This is a genomic window from Thalassovita sp., assembly GCF_034670005.1.
In the GTDB taxonomy this organism is placed as follows: domain Bacteria; phylum Pseudomonadota; class Alphaproteobacteria; order Rhodobacterales; family Rhodobacteraceae; genus Thalassobius.
Genome location: NZ_JAXMOH010000004.1, coordinates 19,499 through 46,172, shown reverse-complemented (window position 1 = coordinate 46,172; position 26,674 = coordinate 19,499). Strand labels below are relative to the sequence as shown.

Sequence of the window (26,674 nt, the reverse complement as noted above, 5' to 3'; positions counted from 1 at the left end):
CTGTCGCCTTTGCCATGTTCCCTAGCAACATGCCGGGCAATGGGCAAGCGGCTGACTATTCGGGGGGGGCTTCGGTCAATTGGGCACCGTCGCCGATCTGATCGTCGATCCGCGCCACCGCGTCCTCGGTCACATCAATGATTTTGGCGCTGAGAAACACGTTGCGGCTTTCAACGATCACGGCCGCTCCAGCATCGGTCATAATGCCCTCAAGAATTGGCGAGATCGCTTGAAGAAACTGCCGCCGCCCAGCATCGTTGGTCTGCGCCAGATTGCGCAGCTTAGTGGCTTGTTCATTGCGAATACGTTGTACCTTGGCATCGAATTCATCCGCCAATACGCGGAAATCCTCCGGCGTCATCTTGGCGCGTTTTTCTGTAAGCTGTTTTTCTTCTTCGATCAGCTCGGCTTCGATACGGCGGTTTTCTGCTTCCAGCACCGCGACATCTGCTTCGAATTCATTCTGTACCCGCTTGCCGAACAGGGAATCCGAATAAAGCTTTTCGGAATCGATGGTCAGCACCGGACTGCGCACCAATGATGCATCCTGTGCCGCACCCGGCGTCGCCATCGCAGCACAACATAAACCAAGCCAGATTGCAAAAATCCGGTGACGCCAGATTCCGGACATCAGAATTCGGTCGAAATCGTCAAGTTGAAGGTCTGCTCAATGTCTTCCGCTTCTTTTTGCAAGGCTTTGGACCAGTTGAAGCGCAGCGGCCCCACCGGTGTTTTCCAGAACAGCGAAAGCCCGATCACATGGCGCAGCGAGAAATCTTCGTACAACACCGTTCCAGTCGCCGAACTGGTATTCCCCAGTCCCCAGACCGATCCAACATCGTAGAACACGCCACCATGAATGCCATATTCTTCAGGCAGACCCAGCGGGAATTCGGCTTCGAACCGGGCGACCGCGAACATGTCACCACCAAGCGAATCGTTCGACACCACATTGCCGCTGCTGTCGTATACGATTTCACGCGGGCCGATCCCATCCGGATCGAAACCACGGATCAACCCGCTACCTATCTGGAACCGGTCGACCGAACGGCTGGACCCAGTATTGTAATCCAGCAACCCGCCTTCGATGCTCGCGCGCAATGTGATTTCTTCATTCAAAACCCTGGTCTGAGCCACGGCCTTGGCTGTGCTTTTGGTGAAGGTCACGTCCCCGCCCAACCCGGCGAATTCCTGCCCGAACTGGAACAGCACGCCGGAATTGGGATTAAGCCCACTGCGGCGGCTGTCAAAGCTGTAACTGTACCCCAGGCTGCTGGACCAGACATCGGCCTGAGCGATTTCGTTGCTGACGATACCGCCAAATGCAGACGAACCGCCATCGATCATCTCGATCCCTTCAGCCGTATAGAACAAGCTCAACCGCCCGTTATCGCTGACCGGGAAACTGACCTCCGGTTTAAACCGGACCGAAGTCGAATCGAAATTCGCATAAGCGGTTTGGGTCTCGCGATAGCCGATATCCAGATCGAAACGCAAATCGCGTCCCAACAAGGCCGGTTCGGCAAAGTTCAAAGCGTAGACCTGATTGTCGCTGGCTCCCGAAAGAGACAGGTTCAGTTTCTGACCCCGGCCAAGAAAATTGTCCTCTTTCAAGGTCACCACAAGACCGAAACCTGTATTGGTCGAATAGGTGCCGCCAAAAGACAGCGATCCGGTCGGTTGTTCTTCGACATTGACGCCCACGATCACCTGATCAGGGCTCGATCCCTCGCGCGCCTTCACATCGGCGTTGGAAAAGAAACCAAGCGCCCGTATCCGCTCTGCGCTTTCGCGGATTTCGCGCGGGTTGAACGGATCGCCTTCGACGATCTTGAACTGCCGACGGATCACGCGGTCCATCGTGGTCGTATTGCCTTCGATATCGATCCGTTCAACAAAAACCCGCGGTCCGCGCGACAGAACGAATTCCACATCCAGCGACAGATCACGATCATTACGCGTAATGCGCGGCTCGACACGGACGAAATTCAGACCCTTCTTGTTGGCCAGACGTTCCAGCCTGGAGATGGAGTTTTCAACAATGGTAGGCGAATAGACCATCCCCGAGCGCATTTTCAGCGCCTTGAGAAATTCATCGCTGTCGACATCGGCGAGTTCACTGGTCGCAGTGACCTCGCCCACCCGGAATTGTTGCCCTTCTTCGATGTTGAAGGTGATGAAATACCCGTCTCGTTCGCGTGTCAGTTCGGCGTTTACACCGGTGATACGAAAATCGACGTAGCCGCGCGACAAATAGAAATCCCGAAGCACCTGTTTATCAAACGCGATCCGGTCCTCCACGAACGTGTCACTGCGAATAAGAGCGCGCAGAATGCCGGCCTGCTTGGTCTGCAGGACCCGGCGCAGGCGGCCATCAGAATAGGCTTCATTACCGATGATGCTGATGCGCTCGATCTCAGTGATGCCGCCTTCGAACACTTCAAAGACCAAATCGACACGGTTGTCGCTGCGACGGATGATTTTGGGCGATACGGTCGCTGACAGCCGACCCTGCTGATTATAGGCCTCGGCTATGGTCGCGGCATCACGTTCGGCAACTTTGGGATTGAAAACCAGCCGCGATTTCGATTGCAGCAACGGCAGGACGTCTTCGTCCTTCAGCCGACGGTTGCCCTCGATATTGATCTTGTTAATCGTTGGGTATTCCTTAACCGCGATAACCAAGGTTCCGCCGCGCGGGGTGATTTCGACCGTTTCGAACAAACCGCTGGCCAGAATGCGCTGATAGGAAGCGTTCAATTCACCCGCGGAAATGTTTTTCCCACGTTCGATTCCCGCATAGGTCAGGATGGTGCCGGCTTCGATCCGCTGGTTACCCTCGATAGTAACCCTGTTGAACCGATAATCCTGGGCCATAGCAACATTCGGTGATGCCACAAAAGCCATAGAAACGATAAGAAAAAGAGCTGCAGCCAATTGCTGCGGTCCAATTGCTGTCAAAACACGCTTACCGTGCCGACGCCCAACAAAGTAGGTCATTCAGTCAATCCCGTCAGACATCCCATACCCCGCCTGACTACCGGTATTGGCATCGCTTGTCAAAAGCACAAACTTCCTCTCGGAAGGTCCGGCGGCTGTCGGCTTGGAATCTTTGGGATTTGTCAGTGGCTGCTGATAAATGCCGTGGCCATCAGCGCAATCGCTATCGCCGAAAGAACCAGAATACGGTCCCAATTCAACAGCAGAACAAGGCTGAGTCCCCGATATCCGTTGTGAATAGTATTCATCACACTGCTCCATGCTCTCGACAGTTGGGACGTCGGAAACGTCCGTGCAATGTCTTGCTAACCTAAAAATACGGCAGCAATTGGGCAAGGAACCGTCCGATGAAGGGACAGGATCAAAATCGCCCCGGATCAGGGGCAGAAAATATCGTTGGTCAACGCAAACAGCATCAACCCAAGGATCAGCGCCAATCCAGCCCGCATCATGATGTTTAATGCCCGTTCGCTGGGGGGCCTGCCGCTGATCGCCTCATACCCGTAGAAAGCCAGATGCCCGCCATCAAGAATCGGGATCGGGAAAAGGTTCAAAAGACCGACCGCAGTGGACAGAACCCCAATGAAATAGACAAAGCTCTGGGTGCCCTGGCTGGCCATCGCGCCCGATACTTCGGCAATCCCCAAGGGACCGGACATGTTACAGGTGCTGATTGCGCCGGTGATGATATGATAAAGACCGGATAGCGAACTGCGTACGATATCCCAAGTCAACGATATCCCGTTCAGCACAGCAGTGCCAATGCCAGGAGATTCGGTCGCCGGTTCCATCAGCATTGCCCCGACAATCCCGATACGCCAGTTGGTTTGAAAACCACCATCGGGTTGCGGTTCATCGACCCGACGCGGAGACAAGGTAAAATCGAGTGTTTCGCCCGCGCGCCAAACGGTCAGCGCCAGAGGTTTGCCTTCGCCACTTTCGACCGCATCTTTCAATTGTGCGAATGCGAAAACCGGCTCACCATCGACACTGGTGATCACATCCCCCACCTTGAGGTCAATTTCATATGCTGCAGATCGCGGTGCCAATTGCCGGATCGCCGCAGGCATCGGATAGGGCGCAGAAAGCGTGACCAGTGCGTCGTTGCGGCGCACGACATAGTCCAGCTGCCTTTGCAGCGGCAAAGCGTCAAAGAAATCGGAAAAAGCTTCGTCGTTATACGAAGGCACATCAATCCCGGCGATTGACACCAGTTCATCGCCTGGCTGAAGAGCCAGCACTTCGGGCATAGGATGCAGATTACCAACGGTCAGAGGATCCTTGACCATCCCATTGCTGAATCCGATTAGCGTGAAAACGGCTATCGACAGGATGAAATTGAACACCGGACCCGCAGCAACAGTTGCCGTGCGTGCCCATAAAGGAGCCCCCAGCATGGTATTGCGCGACTGATCAGCGCTGATTTCTTGCAACACGGCTTCATCGCCGCCAACCGAAGCGGCATTGGAATCGCCCAGAAATTTGACATATCCACCGAAGGGCAAAAGCGCCAGCTGCCAGCGAGTGCCGCGTTTGTCCACGCGGGAAAACAAGACCGGTCCGAAACCCAGCGAAAACACCTCGGCCTTGATACCAGACCAGCGCCCCACGATGTAATGGCCATATTCGTGCACCGCCACGATCACCGACAAGGCCGCAACAAAAGCCAGCAAAGTTGAAAGCACGCCGCCAAAGACGGGGATCTGCGATATGATGTCCAAGCTCTTGCCTCTTTTTTTCGTTTTACACGCGTTGCCGGATCAACCGGTCGGCACTCTTACGGGACATTTGGTCGATCCGGGTAACGTTATCAAGGGTGACGGTCGCCCGGAGCAGGCCCGTATCCGATGAAATATCCGACAGCACCTCTTCCACGATTCGTGCCATGTCGAGAAAACCGATACGCCCCGCGATGAAAAAGTCCAACGCCCGTTCCTTGGCTGCGTTGAACGCCGCCCCTGCCAAACCGCCGGTTTCCATCACGTCATAGGCCAGCCGCAGCGCCGGATACCGTGCCGGATCCGGGGCCCGGAAATTCAACTGTCCGACCTTGGCCAGGTCCAGCCGTTCGACTGGCAGCAGCTTGCGTTCCGGCCAGTGCAGGGCATAGCCAATGGCATGACGCATGTCCGGCGCCCCCAGATGCGCCATCAACGCCCCATCGTTGAACCCAACCAGTGCATGAACCAGAGATTCGGGATGCACCAACACTTCGATCTGGTCAGGACGAACACGGAAATATTCTTTTACTTCAATTATTTCCAGCGCCTTGTTGAACATTGACGCGCTGTCGATCGTGATCCTCTGGCCCATATCCCAATTGGGATGGCTGGACGCTTGGTCCAGCGTCGCCGATGCCAGCTTTTCCAGCGGCCAATCGCGGAACGCGCCGCCGCTGGCGGTGATTATGATGCGTTCGACCGTATCAATGTCTTCCCCAACAAGGCCTTGGAAAATTGCCGAATGTTCGCTGTCCACGGGCAACACACTTGCGTTGTGCCGACGCGCGGTTTCCATCAACAACGGCCCGGCTGCGACCAGCGATTCCTTGTTGGCAAGCGCCAGCGTCGCGCCCTGTTCCAGCGCCTTCAACCCCGGCGCCAATCCCGCAGCGCCGACAATCGCCGACATAACCCAGTCAGCGGGTCGGTCGGCAGCTTCCAGCAAAGCCGCCTGCCCAGCCGCAGCCTCAATCCCGGATCCGGCCAATGCGTCGCGCAGATCGGGCAACAGTTCGGGAAAAGCGGTCACTGCCACTTCGGCCCGCAAATCCTGTGCGTCGCGCGCCAATTGCACGATATTACGCCCACCAGTCAGCGCCACGACGTCATAGGATTCGGGCGCATCGGCGATCAGATTGATGGTGTTCTGACCGATCGATCCGGTTGCCCCAAAGATCGAAACCCGCCTCATCCGACCCCCGGCAAAAAGCTGGTGAAAAACCCGGCGAACAGCGCCAGCAACAACGCCCCCAGCATGGCATCGAATCGATCAAGAACCCCGCCATGGCCCGGGATCAGATTGGAGCTGTCCTTGACGCCGACGGTCCGCTTGATCGCGCTTTCGGCAACATCGCCCAGTTGCGACGCGAACGCCATGATCACACTGACAATCACCAATTCCGGTCCAGCGGGGCTGTAAGCCATGAAACAGACGCCGACCAGCGCCGCTCCGATCCAGCCCGCGACCGTTCCCGACCATGTTTTTTTCGGGCTGACCCGGGGCCAGAATTTCGGGCCACCCAGAAGCCGGCCTGCAAAATACCCGGCAATGTCACAAATGGCGACCACCGAAACCAGCCAGACGACCCAGATCGCACCCCCTTCACGCAGGTTCAGCGCGCTAAAGGCCCCGAGCATTACAACCAAACCATACCCCAGCCAGATCACCCGATGTGCACGGACCGAAGACAGCCCGACCAGAACCGGGGCCAGAACCACCGGCAACCGGGCGGGTGGCGGCAGGAACAACACCGCCGCCATGACAGCGGCAGCCAGCAGCGCCATCCATATCCTGGCAGAACCATTCTCGGGCTCCAGCATCCGCATCAATTCCCAGACCATCAGACCGGCCAGTACCGCGATCAGCGCGATGAATACCGTGCCCCCGATCCAGATCGCCGCGACTCCGACAGCCACCATCACCAGCGCCGACAGCAACCGCGGCAGCAAATCATTCCATTTTGAAGCCGCGCTCATGCCTTGACCGCGCCAAACCGGCGATCACGGGCACCATATTTTTTGACCAGCTCGGCAAATATTTCGCGGCTGAAATCAGGCCAGAGCGTATCGATGAATTCATATTCAGCATAGGCAGACTGCCACAACAGGAAATTGGAAATCCTCGCTTCGCCACTTGTGCGGATGACCAGATCGGGATCCGGCAAAACGCAGGTGTCCAAATATTTGGGTAGCGTTTCCTCATCCACCTCTTCGGGGTCGAGCTTGCCTGCCGCCACATCCTGCGCCAGTCGCTTTGTCGCGCGGGCGACTTCATCCCGGCCGCCGTAGTTCAGCGCGATGGTCAGATGCACCCGGTCATTTTCGGCGGTCAACAATTCCAATTCGTCCATCATGGCAATTAGTTTCTTGTCCAGCCGCACCCGATCACCGATGAACCGCACCCGCACACCTTCGTCATGCAGTGCCTTGGCTTCCTTGGTGATATAGCGCCGAAACAGGCTCATCAGCCCGGCCACTTCAACCTGGGTTCGTTTCCAGTTTTCGGTGGAGAAGGCGAAGATGGTGATGAATTTCACCCCCAGATCAGGGCAGGCTTCGACGATTTCGCGCACCCGGCGGGCCCCGGCGTGATGCCCGAATAACCGCGGCCGGCCCCGTGCCTGAGCCCAGCGGCCATTGCCATCCATAATGATGGCGACATGGCGCGGGCCTGTTTCGGGGGCGGATTTCTTCAGCATCAAATCAATCCGATTCAGACCTGCATGATCTCGGCTTGTTTGCCTTCAAGCGCCTGATCGACATTGGCAATGTATTTGTTGGTCAGGTCCTGCACCTCGGTTTCCCAGAATTTCTGGTCATCTTCCGACATGCCGTCCGATTTCGCTTTTTTCACCTGATCCATCCCATCGCGACGCACATTGCGGATCGCCACACGGGCGCTTTCGGCATATTGCGCGGCCACACGGGTCAGCTCACGGCGGCGTTCTTCGTTCAGTTCCGGGATCGGCAGCATGATGATGGTGCCGTTAAGCTGCGGATTGATACCCAGGCCGCTGTTGCGGATCGCCTTTTCGACCGCGCCCACCATCGATTTGTCCCAGACGTTGATGGTGACCATGCGTGGTTCGGGCACGTTGATCGTGCCGACCTGATTGATCGGGGTTTTCTGGCCATAAGCTTCGACCATCACCGGTTCCAGCATCGAAGACGAGGCGCGGCCAGTCCGCAGCGACGCGAATTCGGTTTTCAGCGCGCCCATAGCCCCCTGCATCCGGCGCTCAAGGTCATCGGTATCAATCATGAAATCTTCGGACATCTTGCTTTTCCTTATCTGCGTGGCGTGCGCCTGCCGTTTTGTCCGGCTGGCGTCAGACTAGCCCTAACCGTGAACCGTTGTATAGGTACCTTGCCCGGCCAGAATACCACGGAAGCCGCCGGGTTCATCCAGACTGAAAACGATGATCGGCACGTTATTGTCGCGCGCCAGGGCAATGGCCGAGGCGTCCATCACGCCCAAATGCTGGGCTAAAACTTCGTCATAACTGACCCGGTCGAATCGTTTGGCGTCTGGGAATTTCACCGGATCTTTATCGTAAACCCCGTCTACCTTGGTGCCCTTGAAAATCGCCTTACAGGCCATTTCGTTTGCCCGAAGCGTCGCAGCGGTGTCGGTGGTGAAATAGGGGTTGCCGGTCCCGGCGGCAAAAATGCAGACCCGTTTCTTTTCCAAATGGCGCACGGCGCGACGGCGGATATAGGGTTCACAGACCTGATCCATCGGAATGGCACTGATCACCCGGGTAAAGACCCCCATTGCTTCGAGCGACGATTGCATCGCCAGTGCGTTCATCACCGTGGCCAACATCCCCATGTAGTCGGCGGTGGTGCGTTCCATCCCCTGCGCCGATCCCTGCAATCCACGGAAAATGTTGCCACCGCCAATGACCATGCAGATTTCAACGCCCAGATCATGGACCGATTTGACCTCGCGCGCGATCCGTTCGACGGTCGGTGGGTGCAGCCCAAAACCCTGCGGCCCCATCAGCGCCTCACCTGAAATTTTCAGCATCACCCGTTTGAACTTGGCTTCGGGGACCGGGGTCGAGAGGGTTTCGGCATCGGCGGCCATTACATGCTCCATTTTTCAGGTCGTGGAATTGGCCGCAAAATGTCGGAAATCGCCGCCGGGTTCAATGACAGATACGGCGAATAGCGGAATTCTCGTCTTCCCTCTTAAAAAACACAGAAATTGGCTGTATCTCCCCTCCATGTTTTCCATCGACGACATACCTGCCGACCGTCCGGTGCTGATTGCCGGGCCGACCGCTTCGGGCAAATCAGCCCTGGCGCTGGATATCGCGCGACGACATGGTGGCGTCATCGTCAATGCCGACGCGATCCAGGTCTATAGCAACTGGCGGGTCCTGACCGCCCGCCCCAGCCGTGAGGAAGAAGCAGAGCTGCCGCATCTTCTCTATGGCCATATCCCGGCGCAGGCCGACTATTCTGTCGGCCATTGGCTGCGCGAAGTCGCGCCGATTCTAGCAAGCGATGCACGCCCGATCATCGTTGGCGGAACCGGGCTGTACTTCACGGCCCTGACCGAAGGTCTGGCCGATATTCCCCTCACCCCGCCCGCGATCCGCGCCGAGGCCGATGCGCGCATGGCGCGGGATGGACGCGAGGCGCTATTGGCAGACCTTGATCCCGCAAGCCGCGACCGGATCGACGAACTGAACCCGATGCGAGTGCAGCGCGCCTGGGAAGTGCTGCGCACGACCGGTCGTGGCATCGCCGCATGGCAGGACGATACGCCACCGCCGCTGTTACCACTGCACAACGCAACGCCGATCCTCTTCGACGTGAACAAGGACTGGCTGAACGCCCGGATCGCCCGGCGTTTTGATCAGATGCTGGACCAAGGTGCGCTTGACGAAGCCCAAGCTAACCTGACCGGCTGGGATCCTACCCGGCTGTCGTCGAAAGCCATCGGCGCGCCCGAACTGATCGCCCATATCAAGGGCGAGCTGACGCTGGCTGAAGCCCGCGAGGCGGCCACCATCGCCACCCGTCAATTTGCCAAAAGGCAACGCACATGGTTCCGGTCCAGGATGAAAGATTGGACCAAATTCAATCCTGCAGCGGCCTGAGCCGCAGGAATTCTTTACATATTACAACATTCTGTCAAACTGGCGGCGCACCCACCGGTTCCCACAACTCGTCCCCTTTTGCGCTTTGATGATACCTGATCCCGATACCCGCAAAATTTCGCTGAATACGACCGCGCAGTTCACCCGTGGTGCGCCTTGGCGGCTTTCGCTGTTGCATGACGTTTCCGATTACCTGTTGATCTGGACCACCAAGGGACAGGCGGTAGCAGCGTTGAATGGCCGCAGACGCGGGATCGGTGCCCATTGCGCCATCATCGTACCCTGCGGCACATTGTTCTCACTTGATCTGGGACGCACCGGTAGTGGGCTGGTACTGGCGCTGAAACCGGCCTGGGCAGGAGAAGCCAAGCTGCCGGACGAACCCCGTGTGCTGCAGCTACGCAGCGTTCAGGAACAGGCCGAAGTCACCGGCGCACTGGACGCAATACAGAAAGAGGTTCAGTCGGACCAGCCGTTTTACGATGATGCGTGCCACGCCTATGCAGCGCTGCTATCTGTCAGCCTGCGCCGTCGCATTGCCGCATTGCCGGAGCCGCCGCGCATGTCCGGTGCACAGCGTCTGGTCAACGCCTTCTTTGCACTGGTCAGCAAACATTATGCCGATGTCATGACAATGGCCGACTTCGCCCGAATACTGGGCGTCACGCCGACCCACCTGTCGCGCTGCTGCAAGGAATGCCTTGGCATCACTGCCGCCGATATTCTGGCGCAGCGCAGCCTTTATGCCGCGAGAGATATGATCGAAACCACCGACACCCCGCTCAAAGATATAGCCGACCGGCTGGGTTTTGGCAGTGCTACCTATTTTTCCCGGTTCATCCAAAACCATACCGGAAAATCTCCCCGCGACCTGCGGCGCAACACCGGACCGCTCGGTCAACATCGAGGGCTGGTGACACGTTAGGTACTTCAATCCTTAAGCAGATTTTCGTAACGCGCATCAGTCAGTGTTTTCAGAAACGCCACCAACGCATCGATCCGGTCGTCTTCCAATGCCGGGCCATGGGTCAATTGTTTAACCGATAAGGTGCCGGGAACTTCCGGCTGTGCCCAGGGTTTGCCGGTTTCGGGGTTGATCTGACGCTTGGCCGACTTGGAATTGTATTTGTTATAGAACAGCAGGACGGTGCGCAGGTCTTCGAACACGCCGTTATGCATATAAGGCCCGGTCACCGCGACATTGCGCAGCGTCGGCACCTTGAATTTACCCGCCTCACCGGGATCGTCGACCGCAGGGTTTTCCAACAATCCACGATCGACATGATCGCCACCCAACCCGTTTTCTCGCCGTACTGCGACATTCACCGGGACGCCGATATTGTGGTATTCATAGTTGCTGAAGGTCTCATTCCGCGACACCTGACTGGTGTTCAGCTGATGGCACAGATTGCAATTGGTGAACTGTTCGGAAAAGAACAACAGGCGGCCCAGCTCTTCTTCCTGTGTCAATTCAACTTCGCCGCGCAAGAACCGGTCGTATTTGGAATCGAACGGGGCAAAGTAGTCGGTCCGTTCAAAGGCCGCGATGCTTTCGGTCATCGCCGCATAGGCGCGGTCAGCATCGTCGAACACGTCTTCTGCGAACAGCGCCCGCATCGATACAACGTAATCAGGGTTTTCCAGCAACCGTGCCACCACGCTGGCCTTGTCCGGCATTCCCATTTCAATCGGGTTAAGCGGCGGGCCGCCGGCCTGCCCGGCCAGATCCGGTTCGCGTCCGTCCAGAAACTGACCACCAACCCACACGCCATCCTTGCGTTGGTGAAACTGCGGTGAAAAGGCAGCATAACTGGCCGTAGGCGCATTGCGATCCCCAAGTGAGCTGCCATCGTCGCCAATCGAAACCGCGCCGCGAGCATCGGCAAAGCCATATTCTGGCTGATGACAGCTGGCACAGGCCTGGCTACGGTTCTTCGACAGCTCCATGTCAAAAAACAGCGCCTCGCCCAGGGCGGTCTTGGTTTCAAAAACAGGCTCTGCGGCGATCGCTGGCACCGTCAGGGCGGTCGCCAGAAGTGCGCTCCCGATGATAAAATTTCCAAGCTTCAGCATGGGTTACCTTTGTGTGCGTTTTCTATCCGCAATACCAAAGGTTTGCGCGATTCTGATTTACATAGCGCAAATTCCTGACAAAATAAATCAGAATTAAAAGACTAGCTGCCCCAGATGACTTTCACGTAATTCCGGGTTTCCTGATAGGGTGGGACACCACCATATTTTTCAACGGCTTCTGGCCCGGCATTATACGCCGCCAGCGCCAGACGCCACGATCCAAAACGCCGATACTGTTGCGCCAGATACCGCGCGCCACCATCAAGGTTTTCCGACGGATCGTGTGGATCGACCCCCAACCTGCGCGCCGTCTGTGGCATCAGTTGCGCCAGTCCCAGCGCGCCCTTGGGTGATTTGGCGCGCGAATTAAACCCGGATTCCTGCTGAACAAGGCGGAGAAACAAATCTTCAGGCACCCCATGGCGCAATGCCGCAGAGCGCGCCATGTCAAGATAAGGCCCTTTGTACCCACCGCTGAACCCGGCGCTACCCCATTTTGTCGGAGTATGCACCGTCGCCGGTTTCAGACGCACCGACCCTTTGTATTGGCTGGCCGCGCGAGTATCCAAAACTTTAATCTGTGACTTGAACAGCTTAGTGCGCGATTTGGACGACAGGACATCTGCCTGCGCGGCCCCACCGCCGACCAAGGCCATCGCCAATCCCAACGCCCAAACTTTCTGCATGCCAATCACCCACCTCAATGTCCGCGCGGATTATACGCTACTGCACGGCAATTTCCAGCCTCAGGGACCTAATTCGGCGTTCTGGGACGCAACGCCGCCATTCATCAATGGTGCCGACATCAGGTCTTCGATCAAAAGGCTGATCAATTCACCGCGCCCAGCTACCCCGGCTTTACGGTAGATTGCATTGAGATGGGCCTTGATCGTGCCCTGCGCAGACCCTCGCAATTCAGCGATTTCAGCGATAGACGCGCCCTTGATCGCGAACCCGGCCACATCCTGTTCCGACGGCGTCAGCCGCCAATCAGCATAATAGGCCTGCATCAGATCATGCAGCGCCCCCGAGGCGATCTGCATGCCCCGGGTCAGTTCTTCCTGCCGCAACAGCAACCGGATAAGATAGCGGACTTCAAAACCGACCGACGCGATCAGCGTCACCGCAGCGGCCACTTCAAGGATCAGGTGACTGGTGTCGCCAGAGTTGAAGATCTGACTTCCCTGCTTGATGAAATCGAAAAAGATATCGGACAGGAAAAAGAACGCCGCAAAACTCTGGGCCAGGATCAGCAGCCCAAGGCCCACTCCTTCGCGTAGAATCGGATTGCCAGACTTCAAGATATCAAACCTTCTCGCTTGGCACGGATTTGACACCCGTCACCATTGACCGAGGCAGGTTAACGCCGGTTCTGCGACTTTCCAAGATCACAGCGACAACATGAAGCAGGGCCGAAAAGTAGACCCAGTTGGCAAAGAGTTCGTGCATCTCTTCGACCCATTCAATTCCCCAGAAGGCGGTCGTGGTCATCATATAGCCCGACAGCCCTATCAGCAAAATCGATGCCCAAAGGTTATAGATCATCAGCGCCCCAAGCGGCGTGTGGCCCAGATGAATCCGTTTGCGCCCGCTGACCATGTCGGAGAGTTGATCCATAGATGCGGACGGATTTGGCGGGAAATCGGCAAACCGGGCATGGCGACTCCCCACGAGCCCCCAAACCAGTCGCAACACCACCAGAGCCAGAACGGTATAGCCGACGCGGGTGTGGAACTTGCTCTCATCATCAATGACAGCGCCGTTCAAAACAATTCCAAGCGCAACGCCCCAATGCGTCAGCCGAACGACCGGATCCCAGACTTTGCGATTTTCCATGGCCCTACCCTCTTCTATATGATTGGCGCAGGCACTGCTGCAAAGCGGTACCTGCGATGATCGCCTTAGTCGTTGCCTTTGGTCTTCATCACTTTCAACGCGGCATCCAGATAGAGCTCCAACTTCTTGCCGTCCTTCAGCGCATAAGCTTCGTAATAACCGTCTTCGACCTTGATCTTGCGCACCTCATAGCCATCATTCGTCAGTTTCTCGACAATCTGAGCACGGATTTCCGGCGTCAGGGTCACCCCGTTCTGAGCCGCCAGTGCAGGTAATCCACTCAAGGTCATGACCAAACCGAACCCGAGTGCTTTGATGATAGTTTTCATTACTGTATCTCCTTTTGGGGCGACGATCACCCATGCCCCTGAGATGCAGAACGCAGATGCAGAACGCCATTGAACCAAGGTGCCAAATCCACGCAATCTGCCGCTCTATAACTCTGGTTTATCCGTGTTAGCATCCGTTTTTGGAAAACTTTACCTTTCCTTCAGGGCGTGGTGTAAGCATTGCTCAAACGACTCGACGGGGAGATGAAAAATGGCCGGATCGGTAAATAAAGTAATTCTGGTGGGCAATCTGGGCCGTGACCCCGAAGTGCGCAGTTTCCAAAACGGCGGCAAAGTCTGCAATCTGCGGATTGCGACCTCGGAAAACTGGAAGGACCGCAATACAGGCGAACGGCGCGAACGCACCGAATGGCATTCGGTGGCGATCTTTTCCGAACCGCTGGCGCGGATCGCCGAACAATATCTGCGCAAAGGGTCCAAGGTCTATATCGAGGGCCAGCTTGAAACCCGTAAATGGCAGGACCAATCCGGGCAGGACCGCTATTCGACCGAAGTGGTGCTGCGCCCCTATCGTGGCGAATTGACCCTGCTCGACAGTCGCGGCGGCGAAGGCGGTGGCGGTGGTGGCTATGGCGGTGGTGATCAGGGCGGTTACGGCGGCGGTTATGGTGGTGGCGACTATGGCGGCGGAAACCAGGGTGGTGGACAGGATAGTCCGTCAGGTCAGGGCGGCGGTGCGCCGTCGCGTGATCTGGATGATGAAATCCCGTTCTGATCGGCATCAGATACCAATTTGAAAGCCGCCCAACACCGGGCGGCTTTTCTCGTTTCAGGACAGCCGGGCATTGCACGGCCTCCACCCTGCAATGCTGCAGATGCGAAAAACACCACTGATACCCCTTTCTCTCTGGCCTTTTGACCCGATCCGGTATAGCCGGGCCGCGAACAACCCAAGGACTACCCATGGATCTGCGCAACATCGCCATCATCGCCCACGTCGACCACGGCAAAACCACCCTGGTGGATGAGCTGCTGAAGCAATCGGGTGCATTTCGTGAAAATCAGGCCGTCGCAGAACGCGCGATGGACAGCAACGATCTGGAACGCGAACGCGGTATCACCATTTTCGCCAAGCCGACTTCGGTGGAATGGAAAGATACCCGCATTAACATCGTCGACACCCCCGGCCACGCCGATTTCGGTGGCGAAGTCGAACGTATCCTGTCGATGGTAGATGGCGTGGTGCTGCTGGTCGATGCCGCCGAAGGCCCGATGCCGCAAACCAAATTCGTGACCTCCAAGGCACTGGCCTTGGGCCTGCGGCCCATCGTGGTTCTGAACAAGGTCGACAAACCCGATGCCGAACCGGATCGGGCTTTGGATGAATGTTTCGATCTGTTCGCCAGCCTGGGCGCGAATGAAGATCAGCTGGATTTCCCGCATCTTTATGCTTCGGGCCGCAATGGCTGGGCGGATCCTGAACTGGACGGGCCGCGCAAGGATTTGCATGCGCTGTATAACCTGATCGTCAATCACGTCCCCGCGCCGAAACAGATCGCGCATCAGGGCGAAGATTTCAGCATGCTAGCCACCACATTGGGAAGCGATCCTTTCGTCGGTCGTATCCTGACTGGCCGGGTCGAAACCGGTAAGCTGAAAGTCGGCGCGACCGTACAGGCGCTCAGCCGCATCGGTCAGAAAATCGAACAGTTCCGCGTCACCAAGATCCAGGCCTTCCGCGGTCTGCAAATGCAGGATATCGAAGAAGCGATGGCCGGTGACATCGTGTCCATCGCGGGCATGTCCAAGGCCACCGTGGCCGACACGATCTGTGCTTTGGCGGTCGAAGAACCGCTTGATGCGCAACCGATCGATCCGCCCACCATCACCGTCACCTTCGGCATCAACGACAGCCCACTGGCAGGCCGCGATGGCAAGAAGGTGCAAAGCCGGGTGATCCGCGAACGTTTGATGAAAGAAGCGGAATCGAATGTCGCGATCAAGATCGCCGACACCCCCGGCGGCGAGGCTTTCGAAGTCTCCGGCCGTGGCGAATTGCAGATGGGCGTTCTGATCGAAAACATGCGCCGCGAAGGTTTTGAGCTGTCCATTTCGCGCCCGCAAGTGATCATGCGCGAAGAAAACGGTCAGCGGATGGAACCCGTCGAAGAAATCACTGTCGATGTCGATGACGAATATTCTGGCGCAGTGATCGAAAAGATCACCGGTGCCCGCAAAGGCGAACTGGTCGAAATGCGTCAGGCTGGCGCCGGCAAGACCCGGATCATCGCCCATGTCCCGTCGCGCGGCCTGATCGGCTATCACGGTGAATTTTTGACCGACACCCGTGGTACCGGTGTGCTGAACCGCGTGTTCCACGGCTGGACCCCGTTCAAGGGTCCGATCCCGGGCCGCCGCGCTGGCGTCCTGATTTCGATGGAAGACGGCGAAGCTGTAGCCTATGCGCTGTGGAACCTCGAGGATCGCGGCAAGATGTTCATCGGCGCGCAGGCCAAGGTTTATCAGGGTATGATCATCGGCGAGCACAGCCGCGACAACGATCTGGAAGTGAACCCGCTGAAGGGCAAGAAACTGACCAACGTGCGGGCCTCGGGCACCGACGAAGCGGTCCGCCTGACCACGCCAATAACCCTGTCGCTGGAAGAGGCGATCGCCTATATCAACGACGACGAATTGGTCGAAGTCACCCCGAATGCGATCCGGCTGCGCAAACGCTATCTTGATCCGCATGAACGCAAACGCATGGCAAAAACGAATAGCTGACACAAAACCCGATCTTGCGCTACTGTCTGATTAACACTGCTTCAGGGAGGAACGGTTGTTATGCGCAAATTGCAGGCCCAAGGCATTCACCACATCACCCTGACCGGAGCCGACCGGCAGACATCGATCGATTTCTGGGAAGGGCTGCTTGGAATGCCCTTTGTTTTCGATCAGCCCAATCTCGACAACCCGGATGAAGGCCATCTCTATTTCGACCCCGGGGATGGGCGCCTGATCACGGTGTTCACCAATGAAACCCGCAAGCCCGACCCAAGCCGGACACCGACAGATCCCGGCTGCGTGCACCATCTGGCGCTCAACATCAGCAAAGCGACGTTTTCTCAGGCGGTGAAACGGTTGGACGAACGCGGCATCACCCATTCCGGGGTCAAGGATCGCGGCTTCATGGATTCGATCTATTTCAAAGATCCCATGGGGTTCCTGATCGAATTGGCCTGTTATCGGTTTGAACCGCCGATGGGGAGCTCGCATGCCGATGTCATGATCGAGGCGCACAAATTACGGGTCGGACGCGGTGATTACAATATTCAGGAAGAGCATCTGGCCGATGCCATCGAAATATTGGTGGCGCGGCGGCAGAGTTCGCTGTCAGTAGACCGCTCAGCGAAGGATCCCTATTGAGGGGAAAAGGGGCGTCGCCCCTTTCGCGCCCGCCGTGGGCGGGTTTGAGGGGGCGCTGCCCCCTCTGTGGTGAACTCCTGCAGAGTTTCACCACATTCACCCCCGGAGTATTTTGACCAAGATGAATGCCAGGTGGGCATCCCTTAGTCGTTGGTTTCAACCACCATCAGTTCGCGTTCAGAGGCACCGCGCGCGTGGCTCAGCGCTTCTTGGTAGTCCGGGCTGTGATAACAGGCGACAGCCGTGTCCACATCGGGAAAGCGCGCGACCACGTTGCGCGGGCGTTCCTTGCCCTCCAGCTGCACGAAACGGCCACCGCGGGCAATGAATTCACCGCCATGTTTGGCAATGGCGGGGCCAGCCAATTTGGCGTATTTTCCGTAGGCTTCGTCATCGGTGACTGTCACATGTGCAATCCAAAGTGCGCCCATTATCTTCTCCTTGCGTCAGGTCGGAACTTTCGAGGCAGCATACGCCGTTCAGGACAGAGATCGAGAATATTTCGACCGCTTGATCAAAAAATTACAGAACGGCTTCGGCTGCCTTGATCGCGGCATCTGCGTTCGTCGCATCCTTGCCGCCCCCTTGCGCCATATCAGGACGTCCTCCGCCGCCCTTGCCGCCCAATTCCGGGACCGCCGCGCGGACCAGATCGACCGCCGACACCTTGTCGGTCAGGTCCTTGGTCACGCCTGCGGCCACCGCTACCTTATCGCCGGTATCGGCAATCAGCAGGACTGCGCCTGAGCCGAGCCGGTCCTTATGTTCGTCGATCAGTGAAGGCAGGTCTTTGCCCGACACGCCGGTCAGGACCTGGGCGAAGAATTTCACCCCATTGATGTCTTTGGCATCGGTGCCGCCCTGCCCCTGGCCGCCAGCCATCGCCAGTTCGCGGCGCAGCTGCGCGACTTCGTTGGCCAGCGACTTGCGTTCGGCCAAAAGCGCCTCGACCCGGTCGGCGACTTCCGAAGGCTGCGCTTTCAGCGCCGCCGTGACCGAGGCCAGCGTTTCGGCTTGTTCATGCAAATAGTTCAGAGCCGCCTGCCCGGTCAGCGCCTCGATCCGGCGCACACCGGCGCTGGAAGCGCTGTCACCGAGGATCACGCACATCCCAATATCGCCGGTCTGTTTCACATGGGTGCCGCCACAGAGTTCGAGCGAATAGGTTTGACCATCCTGCCCTTTTCCGGTTGCCGCCCGGCCCATTGAGACCACGCGCACCTCATCACCGTATTTTTCCCCAAAAAGGGCCTGCGCACCGATTTCGCGGGCGTCATCCGGTGTCATGATCCGGGTTTCAACCGGCGTGTTCTGACGAATAAAACTATTCACATCTTCAGTGACTTTGCTCAGTTCCGCATCAGACAGAGCCTTGGCATGGCTGAAATCGAACCGCAGACGGTCCGGCGCGTTGAGTGACCCGCGCTGCGCCACGTGGTTCCCCAGCGTTTCGCGCAACGCTTCGTGCAACAGATGGGTCGCTGAATGGTTGGCGCGGATCGCGGTGCGTCGGCCATGATCAACCTCAAGTACCACGCCTTCATTGAGCGCGATTTCTCCTTCAGTCACTTCGGCGAAATGGATGAAGACTCCGGCAGCTTTCTTGGTATCGATGATCCGGGCTGTGCCGTTTTCAGCTTTCAGCACCCCGCTATCGCCGACCTGACCGCCGCTTTCTGCATAGAACGGCGTTTGGTTCATTGCGATCTGTACACTGTCGCCTTTGCCGACCTTGTCGACCTGGGCGCCATCCCTGACCAGCGCGATCACCTGACCTTCGGCGGTTTCAGTGTCATAGCCGAGGAATTCGGTCACGCCCTTGTTTTCAGCAATGTCGAACCAGATGGTCGCGTCTGCCGCTTCGCCCGACCCGGCCCAGGCGGCGCGCGCCTTGGCTTTTTGTTCTTCCATCGCTGTATCGAACCCGTCAGTATCGACACCCAGGCCCTTTTCGCGCAACGCGTCCTGAGTCAGGTCGAGTGGGAAACCGAAAGTGTCATACAGCTTGAATGCCGCCGCGCCGGGCAATGCCGCGCCTTCGGGCAACGCTTCTATTTCGTCGTCCAGAAGCTTCAACCCGCGTTCTAGCGTTTGCTTGAAACGGGTTTCTTCCAGTTTTAGCGTTTCCTCGATCATCGGCTGGGCCTGCCGGAGCTCGGGATAGGCCGCCCCCATCTGGGTGACCAGTGCCGGGACAAGCTGATGCATGACCGGATCTTTTGCCCCCAAGAGGTGCGCATGCCGCATCGCCCGGCGCATGATCCGTCGCAGCACGTAACCGCGCCCGTCATTGGAGGGCATCACCCCATCCGCGATCAGGAACGAAGTCGAACGCAGGTGATCCGCGATCACCCGGTGATGAACGTTCTTGTCACCATACGGATCGACGTTGGTCGCATTGGCGCTGGCCTCGATCAGGTATTTGAACAGATCGGTGTCGTAATTGTCGTGGCTGCCCTGCAACAAGGCGCCGATCCTCTCCAGCCCCATGCCGGTATCAATCGACTGCATGTCCAGTTCACGCATCGAGCCGTCCTCGAACTGTTCGTTCTGCATGAAAACGACATTCCAGATCTCGATGAACCGGTCGCCATCCTCTTCGGGCGATCCCGGAGGCCCGCCCCAGATATGATCGCCGTGATCATAGAAGATTTCGGTGCAGGGTCCGCAGGGGCCGGTTGGGCCCATCTGCCAGAAATTGTCCGACGTGGCGATGCGGATGATCCGGTCTTCGGGCACGCCGACCTTTTTCCAGATTTCGAACGCTTCGTCATCGGTGTGATAGACAGTTGTCAGCAGCTTCGATTTGTCGATGCCGAATTCTTTGGTCACCAAATCCCATGCAAACGGGATCGCTTCCTTCTTGAAGTAATCGCCGAAGCTGAAATTGCCCAGCATTTCAAAGAAAGTGTGATGCCGCGCGGTATAACCGACATTGTCCAGATCGTTGTGTTTTCCCCCTGCCCGAACGCATTTCTGCGCTGTGGTGGCGCGTTTGTAGTCGCGGTGCTCTACTCCGGTGAACAGGTTCTTGAACTGAACCATGCCGGAATTTACAAACATCAGCGTCGGATCGTTGCGCGGCACAAGCGGGCTGGAGGCCACGACCTCGTGCCCCTGTTTTTCGAAATAATTCAGGAAAGTCGAACGGACGTCGTTGAGGCTGGGCATCGGTTGGGGTTCCCGGGCAAGACAATGGTCAAGCTGATTTATCCCTCCGACGGCCCCGTGTCCACAGCAAGTAAAAGGCCGGGCGCACAGAACGCACCCGGCCTTTCCAATTGCACGATTTCGAAACGCTCAGGCTTCGATGATATCGTCGCCTTCTTCACGCTTCATGTCGAATTCCAGACCGTGGGCGGCCCTGATCTTGTCTTCGATCTCGATCGCGGCATCGGGATTGTCTTTCAGGAATTGCTTGGCGTTTTCACGCCCCTGCCCCAAGCGTTCATCGTTATAGCTGAACCAGGCACCTGATTTTTCCACCACCCCGGCCTTCACGCCAAGATCCAGCAATTCGCCGGTTTTGGAAATGCCTTCGCCATACATGATGTCAAATTCCACCTGTTTGAAGGGCGGTGCGACCTTGTTCTTGACCACTTTGACCCGGGTGGCATTGCCGACAATCTCTTCCCGGTCCTTGATCGCGCCGATCCGACGAATATCCAGCCGAACCGAGCTGTAGAATTTCAACGCGTTGCCGCCGGTGGTGGTTTCCGGGCTGCCAAACATTACTCCGATCTTCATCCGGATCTGGTTGATGAAGATCACCGTGCATTTCGATCGGTTGATCGACCCGGTCAATTTGCGCATCGCCTGGCTCATCAGCCGGGCCTGCACACCGACGCTGCTGTCGCCCATGTCGCCTTCCAGTTCCGACTTCGGCGTCAGCGCGGCAACCGAATCGACCACCACCATGCTGACCGCGCCGGACCGCACCAGTGTATCCACGATTTCCAGCGCCTGTTCCCCAGTATCGGGCTGGCTGATCAGCAACTCGTCAAGATTGACCCCCAGTTTCCTGGCATATTGCGGATCAAGCGCATGTTCGGCATCGACAAAAGCACAGATACCGCCATTTTTCTGTTCCTCCGCAACGCAATGCAGTGTCAGCGTGGTTTTACCCGAACTTTCCGGCCCGTAAATTTCGATGATCCTGCCCTTCGGGATGCCACCGATTCCGAGCGCGATATCCAAGCCCAAGGACCCTGTCGATGTCGCCTCGATTTCCTGCACGGCATTTTCGCCGCCCAGTTTCATGATCGAGCCTTTACCGAACTGCCGTTCGATCTGGGCCAAAGCGCTGTCCAGCGCCTTCTGCTTGTCCGCGTTACGTTTATTATCCATGGAAAGTAGATCTGCCATTGCCATTTTTCCGGTCCCTTATCCCACACCCGCGACGGTGCGGCAATCACCATAATGTTCTGCACTTGTTCTTGTCGCCGTTTATGAGATCAAAACAAGAACATTGCAATGATATTTTTTTCATATTCAGGTTTGACCGTTTAGGTTAAGGAATGATTTAATCGGGCGCGGTGACTTGAACAAAAAGGGCAGAGATCTGGATATGCTGGTGTTTTGGAAAGAAAAATTGGTTTTCCTGTCTGTTCCGAAAACCGGCACAACGGCCTATGAAAAGGCGCTTGGCCCGATCGCATCAATGACGGTACTGGACCCTCCTGAACTCAAGCATGCGCCGCTTTATCGATATAATCGGTTTTTCCGGCCGATGTTCGAAAAGGCCTGCAACACGCAGATGGAAACCATGGCAGTGATGCGCGAACCGGTCAGTTGGCTGGGAAGCTGGTACAGATATCGCCGCCGTCCCTTCATGGAAGGCAAACCGAATTCGACCCACGAGGTCAGTTTCGACGACTTTGTCAGCGCTTATTGTCAGGGAAAACCGCCCGGTTTCGCGAATGTCGGCAGTCAGGCCAAATTTCTGGAACCTCGACCGAACGGCACTTCGATTGACCACCTGTTCCGCTATGAAGATCAGGACGGTTTGATAGCGTTTCTTGAAAACCGGCTGTCAATCAAACTGGAGTTGCCACGCGAAAACGTATCCCCCAAGATGGAGTTGCAGTTATCGCGCGACGTCGAAGCCAAGCTGCGCCAGGCGCGGAGCGAGGAATTCGAACTGTGGGAAAGCATCACCACCTGATCTCTAGCCAGCAGGAACGGATGTTCAGCCAGAATGGAAACCCTGTGACAACGAACGCTCAAGACCGTTCAGAACGCCGTGAGCGTCGCTCCTGTTTAAGATGATCAGATCGTCAGACCCCAGATCGGCGTTACATGATCGGTGTTACCGAAGCCCCCGCAGCCAAGCGCAAGGCCCAGGCATCGACATCGTCTTCAAAGACTTCGTGGATCGTCGGGCTAAATTTGATCAGAGCCGCGATCGCCAGTTCCTTTAAATCGGAATAGTCCTGAAGCAGAGACCGGTCCACTTCTTCCCAACCGGTTTCGGGCAGTTTGACCTGAGCGCGTTTACCGTCTGATGAAACCCGCACTTCCCAATCAAATCCGAACAGCGTCAGCGATACCTTGTCGCCGGCGGTGAATTTTCCGGATCGGCGGATCATATGCATACGCACATAATCTTGCAGAGCGTCGCGGGTATTACGGACCACTTCAGCAGCTACCGGTCGCCATCCGTCATCAAGCCCTGCCTTGAGTTGTCTCCAGGGCGCATCTGCGCCCGAGCGGAAGGCCAGAATTTCACGGGTTGCCTCTTCGGGACTGTTTTTTACTGTGCCCACGTCATAGGCAGCTTCGCCAATGGTCAGTCGGGCGAAAGGCGCGACCTCAAGCGCAGATTCTGTTGCAGCGCCTGCCCCCTCGGGGGACGCAGCAAGCCCAGCATTGCTAAAGGTCGGGTGATGTACCGTCATCTGTGCCTCCTAAACGGGGTAACGCAATCGTCTGATCTCACAAACGGCGCAATTCGCCACGCTTTTACTTCCGGCAGCTGTTTTTTTCCGACCAAACGCCGGAATGAATGGCACGAAAACTGCATTCAGTCTGTCGGACAGACATGGAGTGCGCAATGAGCACCGAACAACCAGATGCAAGCGAAGCCATCAAGATCGCGCTCGCGTCGGCGGAAACCGCCAGCGACGCGGCGTCGCTGGCGGAAGATACTTCGAAACGGCTAAGCGACAAGGCCGATTGGGTGGACCGCAAACTGATCCCTGCCGCCATTGGCGGCATCGCCGGGATCATTCTGTGTGCCGGGCTGAGCGCGATGATTTTCTACCGCACTCTGGGTGACCTGCGCACTGCGCGCGACACCCATGTAGAGGCGCTGCATTTGTTCACGCAGAACGTCAATCAGTTGAAAATGACCGTCGAAATGGCGTCAGAGATGATCGAATCTCAATCCTCAGAACGCCAAGAGGTTACCGCCGCGCTGAATGGCATGAATGGCAGGATCGACGCGCTCGAAGCGCAGTTGACCGACACCAATCTCGCAATCACATCCACGCTGGGCCAGGGCCCCGAAGGATTTGCCACCTATATGAGCAGCATGATCGAGCCGCAAATCGGCAAATCGCGCGATGACGTACTGGCCGGGATTTCAGATCTGCAACTGGCCTTGTCGCAAAAGCTGTCGACGCTGGCCAATCAGATTCTCACCTCGGCCCCGGCCGCAGGAACCAAGCCGAATTCCCGGCTGTCGGCAGTATCACCGTCATCGCGCCTACAGCCGCAGCCCAAAAAAGTGATCAAGCCACGCAGCAAACCTGCGACCGCGACCACTCCGCGTAAAACCACCTCGAAATCCGCAACGAACCCGTTCAAGTACCCGTAATGCTGCCTCAGCCCCCAGAACTGCCCTCCGAGATTCATCTGGAGCTGATCAAAGTCGGCTCTGCGGGCAATTCACTGGGCCTGCGCCCAGGTGACAAATTGGTCGGGATTGACGGTACGCCCTTCGTCGATGGGGCGCGGGAATTCTCGCGCCGGTTTTCACCGATGCAGACCCGGAAGGTCGTGTTGCATTTCCAGCGCGGCGATCTGGACCTGACGGTAATAAGTGTGACCCCGAAGTTGGGGCGCTGGCACCCCTGTCCGGCTGTCGGCAACCCACAGTTTCCCGACATTGCCCCTGAGCGACTTGAAAACTGGGAAGTGTTGCGCTCTTCGCGCGGCCATTACGACTTGTTCCGCCACCGGGTTTCACCGCTGGCATGGATGGTTGCACCTATCTGGCTGGCCCAGATGAGGCTATGGCCGCATTTGGGCGGTCTGGTTGCGCTGGTCCTTCTGGGGTGGCCTGCGGGCTGGTGGGCATCCATCGTCCTGTACGGCCTGTCCTCGGTCTATGTGCGGCGCAATTATGCCTACCTGATCCGATCAGACAGGCTGGCCCGAGGATTGGTGCCCTATGCAGTGGTCGCAGCAGAAAGCGAAGCTGCGGCGCATACCGCCTATAGCAATATGGAACCGGACGATCAGTTCCTGTTCGGCGGAGTTTCCGTCCCGGTCGCACAACCGTCTGCAGTGCCCGGCGATCTTGGCGATTACAGCGAAGCGAATGCCTGACGGTTTCCGGACTGGCATGAAAGACAGCTCATAACCCTTTATCCCTGGATGCCCGCCCCGCGCAGAAGCGACCGCAGCTACTGCACGGCCACAATCTGAATGCAGGGCGCATGTCCACTGCCCCTGCCCCCCCGTAAAACGCGGTAAGGGCGCAGAGATCGGCGGATTAACCGTCTATCACTGCGCCCTCGGTCCGAGAGTGGAACTTGGATCAATCCGCCTGTAACAAAGCGTTGCGACGGCGTTGGAAAGAGGACGGGATTTTCAGGATATCACGGTATTTCGCCACAGTCCGCCGCGCCAGATGAGTACCCTCGCCAGTGATGATCTTTGCGATGGCATCGTCGCTCAGCGGGTTGGCGCCATCTTCTTCGCGGACCAGTTGCTGAATGCGATGGCGCACGGCAGCGGCGGATTCACCGCCTTCGCCTTCGTCTTTGCGCAGCGACGCGGAAAACAGGTATTTCAGAGGGAAAGTACCCTGCGGAGTCTGCATCAGCAGATCGGTGGTCACCCGGCTGACGGTGCTTTCATGAACACCAATCGCTTCGGCAACATCCTTTAGAGTCATCGGCACAAGGCCCGAGGCCCCTTGCCCCATGAACTTGGACTGACGACGCAGGATTTCCGCGCCCACGGCCAGCGTGGTCTGATTGCGGTGCGCCACCGCGCGGCGCAACCAAAGCGCCACAGACAGCGTATCGTTGACATAATCGCCATGTGCGGCCTTCAGCGTCGCGGCTTTCTTTTCGTTGACCACTACGCTGGGCAGGGTGGACTTGTTCAGGTCGACCTTCCAGCCTTCGTCTGCCCGGCTGACGATCAGATCGGGCGCGCGCTGCGGCGTCACCGGCCCATTGAAATCGGCCCCCGGCTTGGGATTCAGGCTGCGCAACAGTTTCAACGCCGGGCGCAGTTTATCCATATCGCAGTTACAGGCGCGCATCAGCCCCTTCAGATCCGCCTGAGCCAGTTTTGGTAGGTTTTCCAATAACGTACGGAACAACGGCGTCATCGCGCCCTTTTCTTCGGCCTGCAGTGCCAGGCATTCGGCCAATGAACGGGCAAACAGACCCGAGGGTTCGACCTGCTGGATGTGAACCAGCCAATCCTCGGCGTCTTCCAGCGACACACCAAGACGCATCGCCAGATTTTCCAGCGGTTCGCCCAGCCATCCACTGGGTTCCAGCGCTTCGAGGAAGATATCGGCCTTTATTCGATCCGCAGGGTCGGGAAACATCATGTCGAACTGCATCGCGACGTGACTGTAAAGCGATTGATCATGTTCCTGGATACGGGCCAGAACATCGCCCTGATCGATACCGCCGCCGCTCGTCCGGCTACCGGTCCCGCGCATGCTTTGGTTGTCGCCCGCAGCCCCCGCCTTCACTTCGATGAACGGGTTATCTTCGGATTCACTTTCGATCACCGAATGCAGATCTACGTTACTATACTGCAGCAGACAGATCGCTTTCTGAAGCTGTGCGGTCATGACGACAGATTGACGCTGACCTAGATGTTGAATCGTTGAAATCTGCATTGGGCATCTCCTTGCAAACAAGGATGAAGTCCATTTTAGCCCTAAACAACGTAAAACGTTTGACTTAGCCTTCAGGATATAACCCATCATAAAGTATGGGTGGTTAACCTGTTGATAAAAATGAAT

Annotated in this window: 27 protein-coding genes; 8 read left to right on the top strand and 19 right to left on the bottom strand. The window is 57.2% G+C overall.

Annotated features, from left to right (window positions below; genetic code table 11):
* Positions 1–55: 55 nt before the first annotated feature.
* The 9 genes from VOI23_RS09745 to pyrH all read right to left on the bottom strand — a co-directional run bounded on the left by VOI23_RS09745 (position 56) and on the right by pyrH (position 8,811).
* Positions 56–631, bottom strand: a complete 576-nt coding sequence (locus VOI23_RS09745) for an OmpH family outer membrane protein (protein ID WP_323784568.1) — start codon at positions 629–631, stop codon at positions 56–58.
* Positions 631–2,877 carry an outer membrane protein assembly factor BamA gene (gene bamA / locus VOI23_RS09740; protein WP_323784567.1) on the bottom strand — a complete coding sequence of 749 codons (2,247 nt, stop codon included), beginning with the start codon at positions 2,875–2,877 and terminating at the stop codon, positions 631–633. Before bamA ends, VOI23_RS09745 begins: the two co-directional genes overlap by 1 nt.
* A 245-nt stretch (positions 2,878–3,122) precedes the next feature.
* Positions 3,123–3,248 carry a hypothetical protein gene (locus tag VOI23_RS09735; RefSeq protein ID WP_323784566.1) on the bottom strand — a complete coding sequence of 42 codons (126 nt, stop codon included), beginning with the start codon at positions 3,246–3,248 and terminating at the stop codon, positions 3,123–3,125.
* A 129-nt stretch (positions 3,249–3,377) separates the two neighbouring features.
* Complete coding sequence (gene rseP, locus VOI23_RS09730; RefSeq protein ID WP_323784565.1) at positions 3,378–4,721, bottom strand: RIP metalloprotease RseP; 1,344 nt, start codon at positions 4,719–4,721, stop codon at positions 3,378–3,380.
* A 22-nt stretch (positions 4,722–4,743) separates the two neighbouring features.
* A complete protein-coding gene (dxr, locus tag VOI23_RS09725) occupies positions 4,744–5,913 on the bottom strand; it encodes a 1-deoxy-D-xylulose-5-phosphate reductoisomerase (protein WP_323784564.1) in 1,170 nt (389 codons plus the stop codon).
* Positions 5,910–6,698 (bottom strand): phosphatidate cytidylyltransferase, encoded by a 789-nt coding sequence (locus VOI23_RS09720; protein ID WP_323784563.1) that lies wholly within the window; start codon positions 6,696–6,698, stop codon positions 5,910–5,912. The genes dxr and VOI23_RS09720 overlap by 4 nt, the downstream gene beginning before the upstream one ends.
* Positions 6,695–7,420 (bottom strand): polyprenyl diphosphate synthase, encoded by a 726-nt coding sequence (gene uppS, locus VOI23_RS09715; RefSeq protein ID WP_323784562.1) that lies wholly within the window; start codon positions 7,418–7,420, stop codon positions 6,695–6,697. Before uppS ends, VOI23_RS09720 begins: the two co-directional genes overlap by 4 nt.
* A 14-nt stretch (positions 7,421–7,434) precedes the next feature.
* The gene (gene frr, locus VOI23_RS09710) at positions 7,435–7,998 is read right to left on the bottom strand and encodes a ribosome recycling factor (RefSeq protein WP_323784561.1); all 564 of its coding nucleotides are present in this window, start codon (positions 7,996–7,998) and stop codon (positions 7,435–7,437) included.
* A 63-nt stretch (positions 7,999–8,061) separates the two neighbouring features.
* Positions 8,062–8,811 (bottom strand): UMP kinase, encoded by a 750-nt coding sequence (gene pyrH / locus VOI23_RS09705; protein ID WP_323784560.1) that lies wholly within the window; start codon positions 8,809–8,811, stop codon positions 8,062–8,064.
* 139 nt (positions 8,812–8,950) lie between these two features.
* Between pyrH and miaA the strand changes: the two genes are divergently transcribed.
* On the top strand, positions 8,951–9,832 hold the full coding sequence (gene miaA, locus VOI23_RS09700; RefSeq protein WP_323784559.1) for a tRNA (adenosine(37)-N6)-dimethylallyltransferase MiaA: 882 nt from the start codon (positions 8,951–8,953) through the stop codon (positions 9,830–9,832).
* Positions 9,833–9,920: 88 nt separating this feature from the next.
* On the top strand, positions 9,921–10,757 hold the full coding sequence (locus tag VOI23_RS09695) for a helix-turn-helix transcriptional regulator (protein ID WP_323784557.1): 837 nt from the start codon (positions 9,921–9,923) through the stop codon (positions 10,755–10,757).
* A 5-nt stretch (positions 10,758–10,762) separates the two neighbouring features.
* Here VOI23_RS09695 and VOI23_RS09690 read toward each other — a convergent pair whose 3' ends face one another.
* From VOI23_RS09690 to VOI23_RS09670, 5 genes are all read right to left on the bottom strand, one after another.
* On the bottom strand, positions 10,763–11,905 hold the full coding sequence (locus VOI23_RS09690; RefSeq protein ID WP_323784555.1) for a cytochrome-c peroxidase: 1,143 nt from the start codon (positions 11,903–11,905) through the stop codon (positions 10,763–10,765).
* A 101-nt stretch (positions 11,906–12,006) separates the two neighbouring features.
* Positions 12,007–12,591 carry a lytic transglycosylase domain-containing protein gene (locus VOI23_RS09685; RefSeq protein WP_323784553.1) on the bottom strand — a complete coding sequence of 195 codons (585 nt, stop codon included), beginning with the start codon at positions 12,589–12,591 and terminating at the stop codon, positions 12,007–12,009.
* Between the two features lie 60 nt (positions 12,592–12,651).
* A complete protein-coding gene (locus tag VOI23_RS09680) occupies positions 12,652–13,206 on the bottom strand; it encodes a helix-turn-helix transcriptional regulator (RefSeq protein WP_323784551.1) in 555 nt (184 codons plus the stop codon).
* A 4-nt stretch (positions 13,207–13,210) separates the two neighbouring features.
* Positions 13,211–13,741, bottom strand: coding sequence for a cytochrome b/b6 domain-containing protein (locus tag VOI23_RS09675; protein WP_323784549.1), 531 nt, complete (start codon positions 13,739–13,741; stop codon positions 13,211–13,213).
* Positions 13,742–13,806: 65 nt separating this feature from the next.
* On the bottom strand, positions 13,807–14,070 hold the full coding sequence (locus VOI23_RS09670) for a PepSY domain-containing protein (protein WP_323784548.1): 264 nt from the start codon (positions 14,068–14,070) through the stop codon (positions 13,807–13,809).
* A 211-nt stretch (positions 14,071–14,281) separates the two neighbouring features.
* Between VOI23_RS09670 and ssb the strand changes: the two genes are divergently transcribed.
* The 3 genes from ssb (at position 14,282) to VOI23_RS09655 (ending at position 17,457) form a co-directional block, all read left to right on the top strand.
* Positions 14,282–14,806 carry a single-stranded DNA-binding protein gene (gene ssb / locus VOI23_RS09665; protein ID WP_323784547.1) on the top strand — a complete coding sequence of 175 codons (525 nt, stop codon included), beginning with the start codon at positions 14,282–14,284 and terminating at the stop codon, positions 14,804–14,806.
* A gap of 188 nt (positions 14,807–14,994) precedes the next feature.
* Entirely contained in the window at positions 14,995–16,815 is a 1,821-nt protein-coding gene (gene typA, locus VOI23_RS09660; protein WP_323784545.1) for a translational GTPase TypA, read from the top strand.
* Positions 16,816–16,875: 60 nt separating this feature from the next.
* Positions 16,876–17,457: a VOC family protein gene (locus tag VOI23_RS09655; RefSeq protein WP_323784543.1), complete on the top strand. Its 582-nt coding sequence runs from the start codon at positions 16,876–16,878 to the stop codon at positions 17,455–17,457.
* 143 nt (positions 17,458–17,600) lie between these two features.
* On the opposite strand, the gene VOI23_RS09650 is transcribed toward VOI23_RS09655, so the two are convergent.
* The 3 genes from VOI23_RS09650 to recA all read right to left on the bottom strand — a co-directional run bounded on the left by VOI23_RS09650 (position 17,601) and on the right by recA (position 21,828).
* Positions 17,601–17,888, bottom strand: a complete 288-nt coding sequence (locus VOI23_RS09650) for a DUF1330 domain-containing protein (protein WP_323784542.1) — start codon at positions 17,886–17,888, stop codon at positions 17,601–17,603.
* Positions 17,889–17,979: 91 nt separating this feature from the next.
* On the bottom strand, positions 17,980–20,628 hold the full coding sequence (gene alaS / locus VOI23_RS09645; RefSeq protein ID WP_323784541.1) for an alanine--tRNA ligase: 2,649 nt from the start codon (positions 20,626–20,628) through the stop codon (positions 17,980–17,982).
* Positions 20,629–20,757: 129 nt separating this feature from the next.
* The gene (gene recA / locus VOI23_RS09640; protein WP_323784540.1) at positions 20,758–21,828 is read right to left on the bottom strand and encodes a recombinase RecA; all 1,071 of its coding nucleotides are present in this window, start codon (positions 21,826–21,828) and stop codon (positions 20,758–20,760) included.
* Between the two features lie 196 nt (positions 21,829–22,024).
* Here recA and VOI23_RS09635 point away from each other — a divergent pair, with 196 nt between their 5' ends.
* Complete coding sequence (locus VOI23_RS09635) at positions 22,025–22,621, top strand: gamma-glutamyl kinase (protein WP_323784538.1); 597 nt, start codon at positions 22,025–22,027, stop codon at positions 22,619–22,621.
* A gap of 130 nt (positions 22,622–22,751) precedes the next feature.
* Here the strand turns inward: VOI23_RS09635 and VOI23_RS09630 are convergent, their stop codons facing one another.
* A complete protein-coding gene (locus VOI23_RS09630; RefSeq protein WP_323784537.1) occupies positions 22,752–23,354 on the bottom strand; it encodes a hypothetical protein in 603 nt (200 codons plus the stop codon).
* Positions 23,355–23,509: 155 nt separating this feature from the next.
* On the opposite strand from VOI23_RS09630, the gene VOI23_RS09625 reads away from it, so the two are divergent.
* A complete protein-coding gene (locus VOI23_RS09625) occupies positions 23,510–24,274 on the top strand; it encodes a hypothetical protein (RefSeq protein WP_323784535.1) in 765 nt (254 codons plus the stop codon).
* Positions 24,274–25,008: a hypothetical protein gene (locus tag VOI23_RS09620; protein ID WP_323784534.1), complete on the top strand. Its 735-nt coding sequence runs from the start codon at positions 24,274–24,276 to the stop codon at positions 25,006–25,008. The genes VOI23_RS09625 and VOI23_RS09620 overlap by 1 nt, the downstream gene beginning before the upstream one ends.
* 211 nt (positions 25,009–25,219) lie before the next feature.
* Here VOI23_RS09620 and rpoN read toward each other — a convergent pair whose 3' ends face one another.
* The gene (gene rpoN / locus VOI23_RS09615; RefSeq protein ID WP_323784533.1) at positions 25,220–26,548 is read right to left on the bottom strand and encodes an RNA polymerase factor sigma-54; all 1,329 of its coding nucleotides are present in this window, start codon (positions 26,546–26,548) and stop codon (positions 25,220–25,222) included.
* Positions 26,549–26,674: the final 126 nt, after the last annotated feature.

Excerpts from the sequence above, each read along its gene's own strand:
- VOI23_RS09650 (WP_323784542.1), bottom strand. The coding sequence starts at position 17,888 with ATGGGCGCACTTTGGATTGCACATGTGACAGTCACCGATGACGAAGCC.
- VOI23_RS09720 (WP_323784563.1), bottom strand. The coding sequence starts at position 6,698 with ATGAGCGCGGCTTCAAAATGGAATGATTTGCTGCCGCGGTTGCTGTCG.
- typA (WP_323784545.1), top strand. The coding sequence starts at position 14,995 with ATGGATCTGCGCAACATCGCCATCATCGCCCACGTCGACCACGGCAAA.
- frr (WP_323784561.1), bottom strand. The coding sequence starts at position 7,998 with ATGTCCGAAGATTTCATGATTGATACCGATGACCTTGAGCGCCGGATG.
- dxr (WP_323784564.1), bottom strand. The coding sequence starts at position 5,913 with ATGAGGCGGGTTTCGATCTTTGGGGCAACCGGATCGATCGGTCAGAAC.
- ssb (WP_323784547.1), top strand. The coding sequence starts at position 14,282 with ATGGCCGGATCGGTAAATAAAGTAATTCTGGTGGGCAATCTGGGCCGT.
- uppS (WP_323784562.1), bottom strand. The coding sequence starts at position 7,420 with ATGCTGAAGAAATCCGCCCCCGAAACAGGCCCGCGCCATGTCGCCATC.
- VOI23_RS09745 (WP_323784568.1), bottom strand. The coding sequence starts at position 631 with ATGTCCGGAATCTGGCGTCACCGGATTTTTGCAATCTGGCTTGGTTTA.
- VOI23_RS09670 (WP_323784548.1), bottom strand. The coding sequence starts at position 14,070 with ATGAAAACTATCATCAAAGCACTCGGGTTCGGTTTGGTCATGACCTTG.
- VOI23_RS09685 (WP_323784553.1), bottom strand. The coding sequence starts at position 12,591 with ATGCAGAAAGTTTGGGCGTTGGGATTGGCGATGGCCTTGGTCGGCGGT.
- VOI23_RS09620 (WP_323784534.1), top strand. The coding sequence starts at position 24,274 with ATGCTGCCTCAGCCCCCAGAACTGCCCTCCGAGATTCATCTGGAGCTG.
- VOI23_RS09735 (WP_323784566.1), bottom strand. The coding sequence starts at position 3,248 with ATGAATACTATTCACAACGGATATCGGGGACTCAGCCTTGTTCTGCTG.
- bamA (WP_323784567.1), bottom strand. The coding sequence starts at position 2,877 with ATGGCCCAGGATTATCGGTTCAACAGGGTTACTATCGAGGGTAACCAG.
- VOI23_RS09695 (WP_323784557.1), top strand. The coding sequence starts at position 9,921 with ATGATACCTGATCCCGATACCCGCAAAATTTCGCTGAATACGACCGCG.
- recA (WP_323784540.1), bottom strand. The coding sequence starts at position 21,828 with ATGGCAATGGCAGATCTACTTTCCATGGATAATAAACGTAACGCGGAC.
- miaA (WP_323784559.1), top strand. The coding sequence starts at position 8,951 with ATGTTTTCCATCGACGACATACCTGCCGACCGTCCGGTGCTGATTGCC.
- VOI23_RS09635 (WP_323784538.1), top strand. The coding sequence starts at position 22,025 with ATGCTGGTGTTTTGGAAAGAAAAATTGGTTTTCCTGTCTGTTCCGAAA.
- rpoN (WP_323784533.1), bottom strand. The coding sequence starts at position 26,548 with ATGCAGATTTCAACGATTCAACATCTAGGTCAGCGTCAATCTGTCGTC.
- VOI23_RS09655 (WP_323784543.1), top strand. The coding sequence starts at position 16,876 with ATGCGCAAATTGCAGGCCCAAGGCATTCACCACATCACCCTGACCGGA.
- VOI23_RS09630 (WP_323784537.1), bottom strand. The coding sequence starts at position 23,354 with ATGACGGTACATCACCCGACCTTTAGCAATGCTGGGCTTGCTGCGTCC.
- VOI23_RS09625 (WP_323784535.1), top strand. The coding sequence starts at position 23,510 with ATGAGCACCGAACAACCAGATGCAAGCGAAGCCATCAAGATCGCGCTC.
- VOI23_RS09675 (WP_323784549.1), bottom strand. The coding sequence starts at position 13,741 with ATGGAAAATCGCAAAGTCTGGGATCCGGTCGTTCGGCTGACGCATTGG.
- pyrH (WP_323784560.1), bottom strand. The coding sequence starts at position 8,811 with ATGGCCGCCGATGCCGAAACCCTCTCGACCCCGGTCCCCGAAGCCAAG.
- alaS (WP_323784541.1), bottom strand. The coding sequence starts at position 20,628 with ATGCCCAGCCTCAACGACGTCCGTTCGACTTTCCTGAATTATTTCGAA.
- VOI23_RS09690 (WP_323784555.1), bottom strand. The coding sequence starts at position 11,905 with ATGCTGAAGCTTGGAAATTTTATCATCGGGAGCGCACTTCTGGCGACC.